Genomic DNA, 14,562 nt, shown 5'->3' with positions numbered 1-14,562 from the left:
TAATGCGGAGCGCGACGTGACAATTTAGCGCCGCGACATGAAAGGGCATGTGCTTCGCAGCCGTGAGGCGGGCAATGTCGTTGCCGATTGAAATTGCCATGCATTTGGCCGACAAGAATGCATGACAAAATGGCACCCCGATCCCGGCCAGTTGCGGCGGCCCGTCTATATCTCTCTCGCGGACCAGTTCACGGCGGCGATCAAGAGCGGCCGGCTTGCCGAGAATGACAAGCTGCCGCCGCATCGTGATCTTGCCTATGACCTGAAGATTTCGATCCAGACGGTGAGCAAGGCCTATGACATGCTTGCCCGCCGCGGGCTGGTTTCGGGCGAGGTCGGTCGGGGCACCTATGTCAAGGCAGGCGGCTCCGTGCCCCAGTCGCCCTATATCGCGGAGCGGCTGGCGAACGAGATCGACCTTTCGATCGTCACGCCCGTCTGCACGCCCTTTCACCTCGAGCGGATGAAGGATGCCCTGCACCGGCTCGGCGACGGCCTTCCGCCTGCCGCAGCCCTGTCCTTCCGGCCCAACACCACCTTTCCGCGGCACAATGAGGCCGCCGCCGCGTGGCTCTCCATGCTCGGCGTCGAAACCGCGCCGCGCAACCTGCTCGTGACGAACGGGGCCTCCTCGGCCTTTACCATCGCCCTCTTGTCCGCAGCAGGCCCAGGCGCGATCCTTGCCGCCGAGGAGGTCTGCTACCATGTCATCCGGCCGCTCGCGGACTATCTCGGCATCCGGGTCCGCCCGATCGTCGCGGACGCGGACGGCATGGTTCCCGAAGCGCTGGAGGAGGCTTGCCGCAGGGAGGAGGTGCGCGTGGTCGCCCTCCAGCCCAATCTCGCCAACCCGACCGCTTCGCTGATGTCGGAAGGCCGGCGCCGCGCCATCGCCGAGACGGCGCGCAGACATGACGTGACGATCATCGAAAACGACGTGTTCGGCCCGCTCCTCTCCCGCCGGCCGCGCCCCATCGCGGCGCTGGCGCCGGAACGGACGGTCTATATAACCAGTTTCAGCAAGGTCGCCCTTCCCGGCCTCCGGATCGGCTATGTCGCCGCGCCGGATCATCTTGCCGCCACGATCGCCAACCGGCACCTGATGGCGAACTGGATGGCGACGCCCGTCATGGCCGAGATCGCCACTTTGTGGCTCTCCGACGGCACGATGCAGGCGCTGGTGGACTGGCAGCGCAACGCCCTCGACCAGCGGCACCGGATCGTCTCCGCGGTGCTTCATGGCACCGCATACCGCGCACATCCCGAGGGGCTTCATCTCTGGCTGCCGCTTCCGCCGGAACACGATGAGCCCGCCTTCGTTTCTCAGGCGCGCGTCCGCGGCGTGGCGGTCGCGCCAAGCACGCCCTTCTCCCTGTCCGGCGCGCCGGCGGGCGCCGTCCGGGTATCGCTCGGCGCAACCGAGGCTGATGAACTGCGCGCCGGCCTCGACATCCTCGCCTCGCTGCTGCGCGCCGCGCCCGACCGAAGTGTCCTGGCACCCTAAAACGCTGTGGTCCTTCTCCTTGCGTTTCAGCGCCTTTGCTTCGCGCATCTCGTCGTCGCAAGACCGCCAGGCGCTTTGCACGACACGCGCCGGAAATTGACATGTGTCTTTTTCCCAGATTGACATGCATTCCTCCGCGCGGCTGAATGGCGACACCCATAGCGGGAGAGCGCGCATGATCGAGGAGATCCAGCATCAATCGGCCTTGGAGGCTCGCGCCGCGGCCCGGCGCATCGGCCTGATCGCGCTCGCCACGGACCATACAGTGGAAGCGGACTTCCGCCGGCTCGTCGCCAGCGACGACATCGCCGTGCATGTGACACGCGTCGGCTATGCGAACCCCACGACACCGGAGAACCTTCGCGCGATGCATCCCCATCTTGCCACGGCGGCGGCCCTGCTTTTGCCGGGCGAGGCGCTCGACGCCGTCGTCTATGGCTGCACCTCGGCCTCGGTCGTCATCGGCGAAGAGGCTGTCGCGGCCGCCATCCGCGAGGGCAAGCCGGGCGCAGCCGTCATCACGCCGGCCGGCGCGGCCGTCCTGGCGCTGCGTGCCCTGAAGGCGCGGCACATCAGCATCCTGACACCCTACATCCGCCAGACGGCCGAACCCATGCAGGCCTATTTCGAAGCGAACGGCTTTGCCGTCAATCGCCTCGTCTGCCTCGGCATGGAAGACGATCGTGACATGGCGCGCCTGCCGCAGGCGGAGATCGTCCGGCTCGCGGCGGGCATCGCCACTGACGGCGCCGAAGCCCTCTTCATCGCCTGCACGGCGCTGCGCGCGGCGCAATGCGCCCCCGAGATCGAACGGCAGACCGGCCTGCCGGTCGTCACCAGCAATCTGGCGGCCGCCTGGGCCAGCCTGCGGCAGTGCGGCATCGCGCCCGATCCGAAGGCCGCATGCCGCCTGCTCGCGACCGCCTGACATTCCCGTTTCGTCAATCAGGATGCCTCTCTCATGATCGAACTACCCTTCGCCCTTTCCGAGTACAGAGCCCGGCTCCAGGCCATCCGCGCGGAGATGGCGCGACGCAACCTCGACCTCCTCGTCGTCAACGATGTCGCCAACCAGCATTACATCACCGGCTATGACGGCTGGTCCTTCTATACGCCCCAGGTCGTGCTGGTGCCGCTCGTCGATGAGGAGCCGGTCTGGATCGGCCGCGCCATGGATGCCGCCGGCGGCCTGCTGACGGCCTGGATGAAGCCGGAAAACATCGTCGGCTTCCCGGAGGACCATGTCCAGCGGGCCGACCGCCACCCGATGGACTGGATTGCCGCCTGGATCAGCCGGAAGGGCTGGGGCGGCGGCAATATCGGCATCGAGCTGGAAGCCTATTATTATTCGCCGAAGGCCCATGCCCGCCTGACCGCGGGCCTGCCGAACGCCACCTTCCACGACGCCGACCTGCTGGTGAACTGGATCCGCAGCGTCAAGTCGCCGGCCGAGGTCGACTATCTGCGCAAGGCCTCGCGCCTTGCCGAGGCCGCGGTGCGCGCGGCCTATGACGCCATCGCGCCGGGCGTGCGCGAATGCGACGCGATCGCCCGGATCCAGGCCGCCCAGGTTGCCGGCGCGCCGGACTTTGCCGGCGACATCACCGCCCTGCCCCCGACCATCCTCGCGGGAGAAAATGCCTCCGCGCCGCATGTCATGTGGAGCGACCGCCGCTTCGGCGAGAACGAGACCGTCGCGCTCGAACTTGCCGGCGTCGTCCGCCGCTACACGGCCGGCCTTGCGCGAACCCTCCAGCTTGGCAGGATGCCGGCCAAGGTAAGCGACACGAGCAGGGCCGTCCTTGAGGGCATGGAGGCCGTCCTCGCCAGCATCAGGCCGGGCGTGACCGCCGAGGCGGTCGAGGCAAGCTGGCGGCGGGTCATCGAGCGCCATGGCCTCAAGAAGGAATCGCGCATCGGCTACTCGATCGGCGTCGCCTACCCGCCGGATTGGGGCGAGCACACGATCAGCCTGCGCCCCGGCGACACGACCGTCCTGAAGCCCGGCAACGTGCTGCACTCCATCCTCGGCATGTGGATGGACGGCTGGGGCATCGAGGTGAGCGAGACGATCCTCGTCACCGAAACCGGCTGCGAGACGCTGACCAGCTTCCCCCGGGACATCCATGTCAAGGCCTGAGCCCGGCACGGCGGCAGTGGACGCGGCCCTCGCGCGGCGGATGATCGAGATCCGCCGCCACCTCCACCGCAATCCGGAGCTTTCCAATGCGGAGCGCGAGACGCAGGCCTATCTGAAGCAGGCGCTGGAGGAGGCGGGGCTCGGCCCGGTCCGGCCGGTCGCCGGCTTCGGCCTTGCCGTCGACATCGTCGGCACGGCCGGCCCCTCCAACCGCAAGGTCGTCATCCGCGCCGATATCGACGCGCTGCCGATTGTCGAGATGTCGGGCGAGCCCTTCACCTCCGAGAAGCCGGGTGTGATGCATGCCTGCGGCCATGACGCGCACGCAGCCATGGGCTACGCCGCCGCCATTCTGCTGGACAGGCGCCGGCAATCCTTCAGCGGCACCGTGCGGCTGATCTTCCAGCCTGCCGAGGAGGCGGAACCGCTCGGCGGACGGCGGGTCGTCGCGGAAGGCCTTCTCGACGACGTCGACGCGGCGATCGGCATCCATGTCGATCCCTATACCCCGACCGGCAGGATCGCGGTCGGCGCCGGCCCCTATACGCTGGCCTGCGATATCTTCGACGTCGTCGTGACCGGAAATTCCGCGCATGCCGCCCGGCCCTCCGACGGCATCGACGCCATCGCCGTCGCCTGCTCGATGGTGACGGAACTGCAGAAGATCGTCGCGCGGGAGATCGATCCCTACGATCCCCTGGTGATTTCCGTCACGGGTATCGAGGGCGGCGGCGCCTACAATGTGATCGCCGCCGAGGCCCGGCTGAAGGGCACCATCCGCAGCGGCCACGAGGAAACCCGGCAAAAGGCGTGGCGACGGCTGCGACAGGTCCTGGAAGGGGTGGCGGCGACGCACGGCGCGACGGTCGCGGTCGACCTGCAACGGGGCGAGCCGCCCGTCGTCAATGCGCCGGAAATGGTCGAACTCGTCCGGCAGGCCGGCAGGGCGATCGTCGGGCCGGACAATGTGCTGTCGGCGCCCGGCTGGACCGCTGCCGACGACTTCGCCTTCTACAGCGAGAAATGCCCGTCGGTCTATTTCCGCTTGGGCATCCGCAACGAGGCGGCCGGCGCGATCCATCCCCTGCACCATCCGCAATTCCGCATCGACGAGGCCGCCCTGCCGCAGGGTGCCGCGGTGCTTTGCGCCACGGCCGAAAGCTTCCTGAAGACGATGGAGTAAGGAAGACGCGAGGCCGGCCTTGCCGCGCCAGCGGGCCTCATGGCCGGAACGGCGAAAGGTATCCCGGGCAGATGTGTCGGAATCCCGTCCAGCCGGTCGTCTTCAAGCAGACATGCTATGGAGGACAACATGACGATCACCATAACCGCCTTTGCCCAATCGCCCGATCGCGGCCGGGGTCTGGCGCGTGACATGCGCGTTCGCTGGGCGCTCGAGGAGGTGGGCCAGCCTTACGCGGTTCGTCTCCTCACGTTCAAGGACATGAAAGAGCCCGCGCATCTTGCGCTTCATCCCTTCGGGCAGATCCCGACCTATGAGGACGGCGATCTCGTCCTGTTCGAATCGGGAGGCATCGTGTTCCACATCGCCGAGCGCCATGCAGGCCTGCTGCCGGACGATGCCAATGCGCGGGCGCGGGCGATCGCCTGGATGTTCGCCGCGCTCAGCACGGTGGAGCCGCCGATCCTCGACTACGAAATACCGGGCTATGCGGAACGCGACAAACCCTGGTATGCGGAGCGCCTGCCGATCCTGGAGGGCCGTATCCGCGTACGGCTGGACGAACTCTCCCGCCGGCTCGGCGATGCCGACTGGCTCGACGGCGCCTTCAGTGCCGGCGACCTTCTCATGGTGACCGTCCTGCGCAGGCTGGAGGGATCGGGCATATTGGACGATTATCCGGTCCTTTCCGCCTATATCGCCCGCGGCAAGGATCGCCCCGCCTACAAGCGGGCCTTCGACGCGCAACGGGCGGTGTTTACTGCCGCTTCCTCCAACTGATCGAAGTCGGTCCATCCTGCGGATTCCGGCCGCTACAGTTTCGCCCTCGTCGAGCGCGGCGTGGAGAGGAGGATGCTCGTTTCACTGCCCGTGATGCCCGGCACGAGGCGGATCTTGCGCAGGACGGCGTCGAACTCTGCAAGGCTCGAGGCACTGAGCTCCACCAGCAGGTCCCACCGGCCGTTCGTCGTGTGGATCTGGGAAATCTCGGCGAACCCGCCGAGCGTGCGGATCACACGATCGGTCACATGGCCTTCGATCTCGATCGTCATGACACCGCGAACGACATCTTCGAGAGCATCGGCACGCAGCATCACCGTATAGCCGAGGATGGTTCCGTCCTGCTCCATCCGCTCGATGCGCGCACGCACGGTCGCCCGCGACGCCCCGGTTTCCAAAGCGAGGTCCGAAACGCTCCTGCGCCCGTTGCCGCGCAGCAGCGTCACGATCTTCTGGTCGAGCTCGTCCATGCCAATCTGGTTTCCTGGCTTCTCATTATGATCAATATGGCATTCCGAGATGCCAAAATTCAATATTCAATCTGCCGTTCGGGGCTTCTAGAATCTGGAAAAACAATGAGGAGTTAAGTCATGGAGTGCACGCTGATCGGCGCGCCCTTGCAAATCGGTGCAGGGCAGCTTGGCTGCGAGATGGGGCCGAGCGCCCTTCGCATCGCCGGCCTTCGCACGGCGCTGGAGGAACTGGGTCACACGGTGAAGGACATCGGCAACCTCACACCCCGCACCTTCGACGAGATGCCGCATCCGAACGCCGCCGTGCATCATCTCGGCGAGACAGTCGCCTGGGTGGAAGCGCTGTCGGCCGCGGCCTACGAGCACGGCAAGGCCGGCATGCCGATCTTCCTCGGCGGCGACCATGCGATATCCGCCGGCACCGTTCCGGGCCTTGCGCGCCGCGCTGCCGAACGCGGCCGGCCGCTCTTCGTGCTCTGGCTGGACGCCCATACGGATTTCCATAGTCTTGAAACAACCGCCAGCGGCAACCTGCACGGCACCCCCGTCGCCTACTATACCGGCCAGGCCGGCTTCGACGGCTACTTCCCGGCGCTCGCCCATGCCGTGCCCACGGAAAATGTCTGCATGATCGGCATCCGCAGCGTCGATCCCGCCGAACAGGCCGCCATCCGGAAGACCGGCATCACGGTCCACGACATGCGCGTGATCGACGAGCACGGCGTCGGCGTCCTCGTGCGCACCTTCATCGAGCGGGTCCGGGCCGCAAACGGCCTCCTGCATGTCAGCTTCGACGTCGATTTCCTGGAGCCGGATATCGCGCCGGCCGTCGGCACCACCGTGCCGGGCGGGGCGACGTTCCGCGAGGCGCACCTGATCATGGAAATGCTGCATGACAGCGACCTGGTGACGAGCCTCGACATCGTCGAACTCAATCCGTTCCTCGACGAACGCGGCAAGACCGCAAAGCTGCTCGTCGATCTTGTTGCCAGCCTGATGGGCAAGCGGGTGATGGATCGCCCGACGCTTGCAGGCTGAGCCGGCTGTTCCTGGTTGGAGGGAAAATGAACACTGATCCGAAATTGAACGTGGTTCCGTTCGTCAGCGTGGACCACATGATGAAGCTGGTCCTGAAGGTCGGCATCGACCGGTTCCTGACGGAACTGGCGGCGACGATCGAGGAAGACTTCCGGCGCTGGCCGGTCTTCGACAAGACCCCGCGTGTCGCGTCCCATTCCAAGGAAGGCGTCATCGAACTGATGCCGACCAGCGACGGGACGCTCTACGGCTTCAAATATGTCAACGGCCACCCGAAGAACACCCGCGACGGCCGGCAGACCGTGACGGCCTTCGGCGTGCTGTCGGATGTCGGCAACGGCTATCCGATGCTGCTCACCGAGATGACCATCCTGACCGCGCTGCGCACGGCGGCGACCTCGGCGGTGGCGGCCAAATACCTGGCGCGGCCGAATTCCCGCACCATGGCCATCATCGGCAACGGCGCGCAGAGCGAATTCCAGGCGCGCGCCTTCAAGTCGCTTCTCGGGATCGACAGGCTTCGCCTCTTCGATATCGACGCGTCGGCAACGCGCAAGTGCGCGGAGAACCTTGCCGGCCTCGGCTTCACCATTGAGGAGTGCCGGTCGGTCGAAGAAGCCGTCGAGGGCGCCGACATCATCACCACCGTCACCGCCGACAAGCAATATGCGACGATCCTTTCGGACAACCATGTCGGCCCCGGCGCCCACATCAATGCCGTCGGCGGCGACTGCCCCGGCAAGACCGAGCTCAGCAAGGACATCCTGCTGCGCTCCGACATTTTCGTCGAATATCCGCCGCAGACGCGCATCGAAGGCGAAATCCAGCAGCTTCCGGCCGAGCACCCCGTCATCGAACTCTGGCAGGTCACGACCGGCGAGACCGAGGGCCGCAGGAGCGCCGACCAGATCACCCTGTTCGACAGCGTCGGCTTCGCCATCGAGGACTTCTCCGCGCTGCGCTACGTGCGGGAGAAGATTGCCGAGCACGGCATGTTCACGGAACTCGACCTGCTCGCCGATCCCGACGAGCCGCGCGACCTCTATGGCATGCTGCTGCGCTGCGAGAAGAAGCTCAACGCAGCCTGATATGTGCCGCCGTCCGGTTCGCCGCATCGCGAGCCGGACGGCAAGGCCCATCCATGACATGGGATGCGGTATCGCCGGCCAAGGCTGGCAAGCACCCGGCGACGGACGATCGATCCCTCTCCGTCACGCGAAGTCCAGCCCGATGCCGCAACCGGCGTCATCCGCATCATCCATTGGCATCGCCGCGTTTGTTGCAGCCGCTTTCTCCACGCGCAGGGCAGCGAGGGTGCCCGAGCCTGCGAATCCGTCATTGTGTTGTCATCGATGACGGAATACCTCCAAGGCAGCAGTTCGAGGAATGAAGTGGAGAAATGGGCTTGGACGTGATGGAAGGTCAGGCGGCATCCCGTCCTGCGGGGACGGCATCGGAGGTCTTCTCGGCGTTCCTGAAGCTCGGCCTGACATCATTCGGCGGCCCGATCGCCCATCTCGGATACTTCCGCGACGAGCTTGTGGTTCGGCGAAAATGGATCGACGAAAAGGGATACGGCGATATCGTCGCGCTCTGCCAGTTCCTGCCAGGCCCGGCCTCGAGCCAGGTCGGTTTCGCGCTCGGGCTGATGCGAGGCGGTCCCTTGGGCGCGCTTGCCGCGTGGAGCGCCTTCACACTGCCGTCCGCGGTGATCCTGGTGATCTTTGCCATGGCTGCGGCCGCCCTCGACAATCCAACCGGGCAAGCGCTGCTCCACGGCCTCAAACTTGTCGCGGTCGCCGTCGTCGCCCAGGCCGTCTGGGGCATGGCCAAGTCGCTGACGCCTGACCGGCCACGAGCAGGAATCGCACTTGCAGCAGTCGCCGCCGTCACATTTGGCGGCGTGTTCGGTCAGTTGACCGCAATCGTTCTGGGCGGTCTGGTCGGGCTCGTGCTTTGTCGCGAGGCGGAAGAAAGACCCGGCGGGGCCATCTCGCTTCGTGTTTCCAAGACCGTCGGGCTTGGGTGCCTGGCCGGCTTCGCCCTGCTTCTCGTCCTGTTGCCATTGATCGCGGCCACGAGCGGCTCGCAGGGGCTGAACCTCTTCGACGCCTTCTATCGATCCGGTTCGCTCGTGTTCGGAGGCGGCCATGTGGTCCTGCCGTTGCTTCAAGCGGAGGTCGTGCACCCGGGCTGGGTGTCGGAAAACGCGTTCCTTGCGGGATACGGCGTTGCGCAAGCCGTACCCGGTCCGCTCTTCACCGTTGCCGCCTATCTTGGCGCGGTAATGGGGCCGCCCCCGAATGGCGTATTGGGAGCAGCGCTCTGCCTGATCGCGATCTTCCTGCCCGGCTTCCTCCTGCTTGTCGGTACACTGCCGTTCTGGGGCAGCTTGAGCAGGCTGCCGGCGGCACAATCTGCAATGCGTGGCGCGAATGCCGCCGTGGTCGGCGTACTGGGGGCAGCGCTCTACAACCCGGTCTGGACAAGTGCCGTGCTGACACCGGCGGATTTTGCCCTCGCTCTCGCAGGTTTCCTCCTTCTGGTGATTTGGAAGGCACCTCCGTGGATCGTGGTGATCGTGATGTCTTCGGGCGCGATTCTGCTTCAGGTCGCGCCATAACCAGGCCAGCACATTGATCTTGAGGAAACGCGCTTCTTAAGTCCGGGCGCCGGTTCCTGCGCCAGGTGAGGGCAATGCCGGCCGTCGCCGAAGCGCCGCCTTCAGCAAAAGTCCGGAAAGCCGGCAGGGGTTTGAACATCCCCTGCCTGCGCATGCGCCAAGCCGCAGTCCTGCCGACTTTGGGCACGATCATTTCGCGCATGGTTGCAAGATAGTGGTCTTCCGAGGTCATCCAGCAAAGCGCGGCGAGCATTCCCGTGTCCGCTCCCCGGATAGCGGAGCCGAGTGCCTTGCGGTTTTGCGGCATCCCGATCACTTGCCGCGATCGGCGAGCCACTTCTTCATCATGGCGATCTCGCCTTCCTGGGCCTTGACGACCTCCTCGGCGAGCTTGCGGACCGCGGGATCCTTGCCGTGTTCGAGCACGACTTTCGCCATGTCGATCGCACCCTGGTGGTGGGGGATCATGCCGCGCATGAAGTCGACATCGGCATCGCCTGTATAGTCTACCATCATGCCTTTCATCATGGCGTCCATGGCCATCGCATAGGCTTTCGTAGACGGGCTGTCCGAAGCCGGCATCGCCATGCCGGACATGTCGTGGCCCTGCATGGCGTCGCCCGTTTTCATCTGGCTTTGTGCAATCGTCAGGCCTGCGCTGATGGCGAGGGCGCCTGCGATGAAGATCGGCGTGAGCTTGTTCATGGTCCTGCTCCCGTTCAGTCCACAGTTGCCGGATATCCGGCCTCTTCGAGGACCTGTCGAAGGGTCCCGAGGTTTACGCTCGTCTCGACCTTGACGCTGCGCGCGGCAGGATCGGCCTCGATCCTGGCATTCGGATCGACGGACTGGATTGCCCGGGTGACGGATCTGGCGCAGCCGCCACAGGTCATGCTTTCGATCTTGAGTTCCATGAGAAATCTCCTTGTTGGGTCTCATGGCACTCAAGATCGGGCTTCCAACGATGGGAAGGTCAAGTGCGTAAAAAAGAAAAACTGCTATTGACCTTCCCATCGTTGGAAGCCCCATCTTCCACCCGAACCTGATTTTCGGAACGAGAAAGGAGGGCGGCCATGAATGCCCCCGTTCGAACAACAGACCTGTCCGGAACGCTGTCGATACCGATCGAGGGCATGACCTGCGCCTCCTGCGTCGGCCGGGTCGAAAAGGCGCTCAAGGCCGTGCCCGGCGTTGCTGACGCGGTCGTCAATCTGGCGACCGAAAGGGCGAGCATCACCACCAGCGTGCCGGTCGATCATGCAAAGCTGATCGGCGCGGTCGAAAAAGCCGGTTATACGGTTCCGGCAAGCTTCTCCGCACCGGCCGCAACCTCGCGCGAGGTTGCGATCGAGGGCATGACCTGCGCCTCCTGCGTGGGGCGGGTCGAAAAGGCACTCAAGGCCGTTCCCGGCGTCACGAACGCCGTCGTCAACCTCGCGACCGAGAAGGCGACCGTGCAGGGGACGGCCGATGCAGCGGCCATAGTGGCAGCAATCGAGAACGCCGGCTACGAGGCCAAAGTAATCGCAGCGGCAGCCGGCAGCCACCAGGCCGAGACGGAGGACCGCGCTGAAAGGAAGGAAGCGGAACGCCGCGAGCTGACCCGCGACTTCACCATCGCGGCGGTTCTGACGGCACCGGTCTTCATCCTGGAAATGGGCGCGCACCTCATTCCGGGCGCCCATCACCTGATGGCCACGACAATCGGCATGCAGAACAGCTGGTACCTCCAGTTCGTGCTCACGACCCTGGTGCTGTTTGTCCCGGGCATCCGCTTCTACGACAAGGGATTGCCCGCCCTGTGGCGCCTTGCTCCCGACATGAACTCGCTGGTCGCCGTCGGCTCGCTTGCCGCCTACGGCTATTCGCTGGTCGCGACCTTTGCCCCGGGTTTCCTGCCGGCAGAAACGGTCAACGTCTATTTCGAGGCAGCCGCGGTCATCGTGACCCTGATCCTGCTCGGGAGGCTGCTTGAGGCCCGGGCCAAGGGACGCACCTCCGAAGCGATCAGGCGCCTTGTCGGTCTCCAGGCCAAGACGGCGCATGTGCGCAGGGACGGCAAGACGGTGGAACTGCCGATCGACGCCGTCGCATCAGGCGATATCGTCGAGATTCGCCCCGGTGAGCGCGTGCCGGTGGACGGAGAGGTCGTCGAGGGTGAAAGCTATGTCGATGAATCGATGATCACCGGCGAGCCGATCCCGGTTTCCAAGAAGAGCGGCAGCCCGGTCGTCGCGGGAACCGTGAATCAGAAGGGCGCCTTCGCGATCCGCGCCACGGCGGTCGGCGGCAACACGGTGCTTTCGCAGATCATCCGCATGGTCGAGGACGCGCAGGGCTCCAAGCTGCCGATCCAGGCGCTCGTGGACAAGGTGACCATGTGGTTCGTGCCGGCCGTCTTCGCCGTGGCCGCCCTCACCTTCGCCGCGTGGCTCCATTTCGGCCCGCCGCCCGCGCTCACCTTCGCGCTGGTCAATGCCGTCGCCGTCCTGATCATCGCCTGCCCCTGTGCGATGGGACTGGCAACGCCGACCTCGATCATGGTGGGCACCGGTCGCGGGGCCGAGCTGGGCGTGCTCTTCCGCAAGGGCGAAGCACTCCAACTGCTGAAGGACGCGAACGTCGTCGCCGTCGACAAAACGGGCACATTGACCGAAGGAAAGCCGGCCCTCACCGATCTGGAACTGGCCGCGGGCTTCGAACGGACAGACGTTCTCGGGCTTGTCGCCGCCGTGGAGGCGAAGTCGGAGCACCCGATCGCCCGGGCGATCGTGGATGCAGCCGCTGCGGAAAATATCGCACGACCCGTCCTGTCGGACTTCGAATCGGTAACGGGTTTCGGCGTCAGGGCCGTGGTCGATGGCAGGCCTGTCGAGGTCGGTGCTGATCGGTACATGGTCGAGCTCGGCCATGACGTCGCGGCCTTTTCCGGCATTGCCGAACGCCTCGGCAATGAAGGCAAATCGCCGCTCTATGCCGCAATCGACGGCAGGCTGGCGGCGATCATCGCCGTGGCCGACCCCATCAAGGAGACGACGCCCGCGGCCATCAGGGCACTGCATGATCTCGGCCTCAAGATCGCGATGATCACCGGCGACAACGCGCGCACGGCCAAGGCCATCGCGGCGCGCCTGGGGATCGACGAGGTCGTGGCTGAAGTGCTGCCGGACGGCAAGGTCACCGCGGTTCGCCGCCTCAAGGCCGCGCATGGCAAGGTCGCCTTCGTCGGAGACGGGATCAATGACGCTCCGGCATTGGCCGAGGCGGATGTGGGCCTTGCCATCGGAACGGGCACGGACATTGCCATCGAGGCGGCCGACGTGGTGCTGATGTCGGGCAGCCTGCAAGGCGTGCCGAACGCCATTGCCCTCTCCAAGGCGACGATCGGCAACATCCGGCAGAACCTGTTCTGGGCCTTCGCCTACAACACGGCCCTGATCCCGGTTGCCGCGGGCCTGCTCTATCCGGCTTACGGCATCCTCCTGTCGCCCGTCTTCGCCGCTGGCGCCATGGCCCTGTCGAGCGTCTTCGTCCTCGGCAATGCACTCCGGCTCAAGACCTTCGCGGTCCCCCGCTGACGAAAGCCGACAGCCGATCCCATGGTCAGGATCGGCTGTCGTTGCCCACGGGAGAAAACTGGACCGGCAGGACATGACCGAGACGCTCAAGGTCCTGGTCAACGCCTGCCACGGTGATCATCGCCCGCACCACCCTATCCTGCAGCGGCGCCACCACGGCGCACCGTTCTCGGGAAACCCCTCCTTGCTTCAGCCATGCCCGCGGCGGCGCGCATATGCAGCACGCGCCGCATCCATCCGCGCGGAATTTGCGACGACCCACTCGGCCAGGCCGCGAACCGGTTCCAGGAAATCCCGCCCCAGATCCGTCAGCGCATATTCGACCTGGGGTGGCGTGACCGGCGTGACGGTCCGCGAGACGAAGCCATTCTCCTCAAGTTCCCGCAATGTCGATGCAAGCACCTTCTGGCTGATCTCGCCGACTTCGCGTCGCAAGGCATTGAAACGCAGCGGCCCACGGCCGAGCACCTGCACCACGAGCAAGGTCCACTTGTCGCTGATGCGCGCAAGCATCCGGCCGATGTGGGCGCAGGCTGCGGTATGCTCCTGGTTATCTGGTTTCAACAAAGTGCCTCCTTGTCCGCTTCTGGAAACCTTTCGTAAGCTGGTTCCTCTTGGAAACCAAGATACAGGAGGTTATCGTGAATTCCAGGCCGCGAATCGCCATCATCATCGGCTCGACACGCCCGACCAGGCTCGCCGACAAGCCTGCCCAGTGGATATTGCAGCAGGCGCAGGCCCGGACCGACATGGACGTGGAACTGGTCGACCTGCGCGATCATCCCCTTCCCTTCTTCGACGAGATGGCATCGAACATGTGGATGCCGAGCCGGAATTCCGAAGCCGTTCGCTGGCAGGAGACAATCGCCCGCTACGACGGCTACATCTTCGTCGTCGCGGAATACAACCATTCGATCACCGGCGTTCTCAAGAATGCGCTCGATCAGGCCTACAGGGAGTGGAATCGCAAGCCGTTCACCGCGATCGGCTATGGTGGAACCGGCGCGGCACGCGCGATCGAACATCTGCGGGGGATCGGCGTGGAGCTGCAGATGGTTTCCACCCATGCCGCCGTGCATATCGGCGGCAGCGACTTCATGGCCATACATCCGGCCAATGGAAACAAGCCGGTCGCCGCGATCGAAGCCAGCCTTCTCCCGGCGGCGAAAACGGCACTCGACGAACTGGTCTGGTGGGCCAGGGCGACCATGGCGGCAAAGGCCGCCGAGGCCTGAAGCGCCAA

Annotated in this window: 14 protein-coding genes; 10 read left to right on the top strand and 4 right to left on the bottom strand. The window is 65.3% G+C overall.

The window, feature by feature from the left end; translation table 11 throughout:
* Positions 1–121: 121 nt before the first annotated feature.
* From ehuR to EV665_RS16825, 5 genes are all read left to right on the top strand, one after another.
* Positions 122–1,504 (top strand): MocR-like ectoine utilization transcription factor EhuR, encoded by a 1,383-nt coding sequence (ehuR, locus tag EV665_RS16845; protein ID WP_133034986.1) that lies wholly within the window; start codon positions 122–124, stop codon positions 1,502–1,504.
* A 175-nt stretch (positions 1,505–1,679) separates the two neighbouring features.
* Complete coding sequence (locus EV665_RS16840; RefSeq protein ID WP_133034985.1) at positions 1,680–2,432, top strand: aspartate racemase/maleate isomerase family protein; 753 nt, start codon at positions 1,680–1,682, stop codon at positions 2,430–2,432.
* Positions 2,433–2,465: 33 nt separating this feature from the next.
* Positions 2,466–3,644 carry a M24 family metallopeptidase gene (locus EV665_RS16835; RefSeq protein ID WP_133034984.1) on the top strand — a complete coding sequence of 393 codons (1,179 nt, stop codon included), beginning with the start codon at positions 2,466–2,468 and terminating at the stop codon, positions 3,642–3,644.
* Positions 3,631–4,827 (top strand): M20 metallopeptidase family protein, encoded by a 1,197-nt coding sequence (locus EV665_RS16830; protein WP_133034983.1) that lies wholly within the window; start codon positions 3,631–3,633, stop codon positions 4,825–4,827. Before EV665_RS16835 ends, EV665_RS16830 begins: the two co-directional genes overlap by 14 nt.
* 129 nt (positions 4,828–4,956) lie before the next feature.
* Complete coding sequence (locus EV665_RS16825; protein ID WP_133034982.1) at positions 4,957–5,607, top strand: glutathione S-transferase family protein; 651 nt, start codon at positions 4,957–4,959, stop codon at positions 5,605–5,607.
* A 32-nt stretch (positions 5,608–5,639) separates the two neighbouring features.
* Here EV665_RS16825 and EV665_RS16820 read toward each other — a convergent pair whose 3' ends face one another.
* Complete coding sequence (locus EV665_RS16820; RefSeq protein ID WP_023517321.1) at positions 5,640–6,077, bottom strand: Lrp/AsnC family transcriptional regulator; 438 nt, start codon at positions 6,075–6,077, stop codon at positions 5,640–5,642.
* A gap of 120 nt (positions 6,078–6,197) precedes the next feature.
* Here EV665_RS16820 and rocF point away from each other — a divergent pair, with 120 nt between their 5' ends.
* The 3 genes from rocF to chrA all read left to right on the top strand — a co-directional run bounded on the left by rocF (position 6,198) and on the right by chrA (position 9,741).
* A complete protein-coding gene (gene rocF, locus EV665_RS16815; RefSeq protein ID WP_133034981.1) occupies positions 6,198–7,118 on the top strand; it encodes an arginase in 921 nt (306 codons plus the stop codon).
* Between the two features lie 26 nt (positions 7,119–7,144).
* On the top strand, positions 7,145–8,206 hold the full coding sequence (locus tag EV665_RS16810; protein ID WP_133034980.1) for an ornithine cyclodeaminase: 1,062 nt from the start codon (positions 7,145–7,147) through the stop codon (positions 8,204–8,206).
* 326 nt (positions 8,207–8,532) lie between these two features.
* Positions 8,533–9,741: a chromate efflux transporter gene (gene chrA, locus EV665_RS16805; RefSeq protein ID WP_133035095.1), complete on the top strand. Its 1,209-nt coding sequence runs from the start codon at positions 8,533–8,535 to the stop codon at positions 9,739–9,741.
* Between the two features lie 312 nt (positions 9,742–10,053).
* Here chrA and copM read toward each other — a convergent pair whose 3' ends face one another.
* Together copM and EV665_RS16795 are read right to left on the bottom strand one after the other, a co-directional pair.
* A complete protein-coding gene (gene copM / locus EV665_RS16800) occupies positions 10,054–10,371 on the bottom strand; it encodes a CopM family metallochaperone (RefSeq protein ID WP_483475611.1) in 318 nt (105 codons plus the stop codon).
* 89 nt (positions 10,372–10,460) lie between these two features.
* Positions 10,461–10,655 (bottom strand): heavy-metal-associated domain-containing protein, encoded by a 195-nt coding sequence (locus EV665_RS16795; protein ID WP_064334098.1) that lies wholly within the window; start codon positions 10,653–10,655, stop codon positions 10,461–10,463.
* Between the two features lie 159 nt (positions 10,656–10,814).
* On the opposite strand from EV665_RS16795, the gene EV665_RS16790 reads away from it, so the two are divergent.
* Positions 10,815–13,319 (top strand): heavy metal translocating P-type ATPase, encoded by a 2,505-nt coding sequence (locus EV665_RS16790; RefSeq protein WP_133034978.1) that lies wholly within the window; start codon positions 10,815–10,817, stop codon positions 13,317–13,319.
* Positions 13,320–13,508: 189 nt separating this feature from the next.
* Here EV665_RS16790 and EV665_RS16780 read toward each other — a convergent pair whose 3' ends face one another.
* The gene (locus EV665_RS16780) at positions 13,509–13,883 is read right to left on the bottom strand and encodes a winged helix-turn-helix transcriptional regulator (protein WP_064334100.1); all 375 of its coding nucleotides are present in this window, start codon (positions 13,881–13,883) and stop codon (positions 13,509–13,511) included.
* Between the two features lie 77 nt (positions 13,884–13,960).
* Here EV665_RS16780 and EV665_RS16775 point away from each other — a divergent pair, with 77 nt between their 5' ends.
* Entirely contained in the window at positions 13,961–14,554 is a 594-nt protein-coding gene (locus EV665_RS16775; protein WP_064334224.1) for an NADPH-dependent FMN reductase, read from the top strand.
* The last annotated feature ends 8 nt before the right edge of the window (positions 14,555–14,562 follow it).

The organism is Shinella granuli (assembly GCF_004341885.1).
Taxonomy (GTDB): domain Bacteria; phylum Pseudomonadota; class Alphaproteobacteria; order Rhizobiales; family Rhizobiaceae; genus Shinella; species Shinella granuli.
This window is presented reverse-complemented; position numbering and strand designations above follow the sequence as displayed.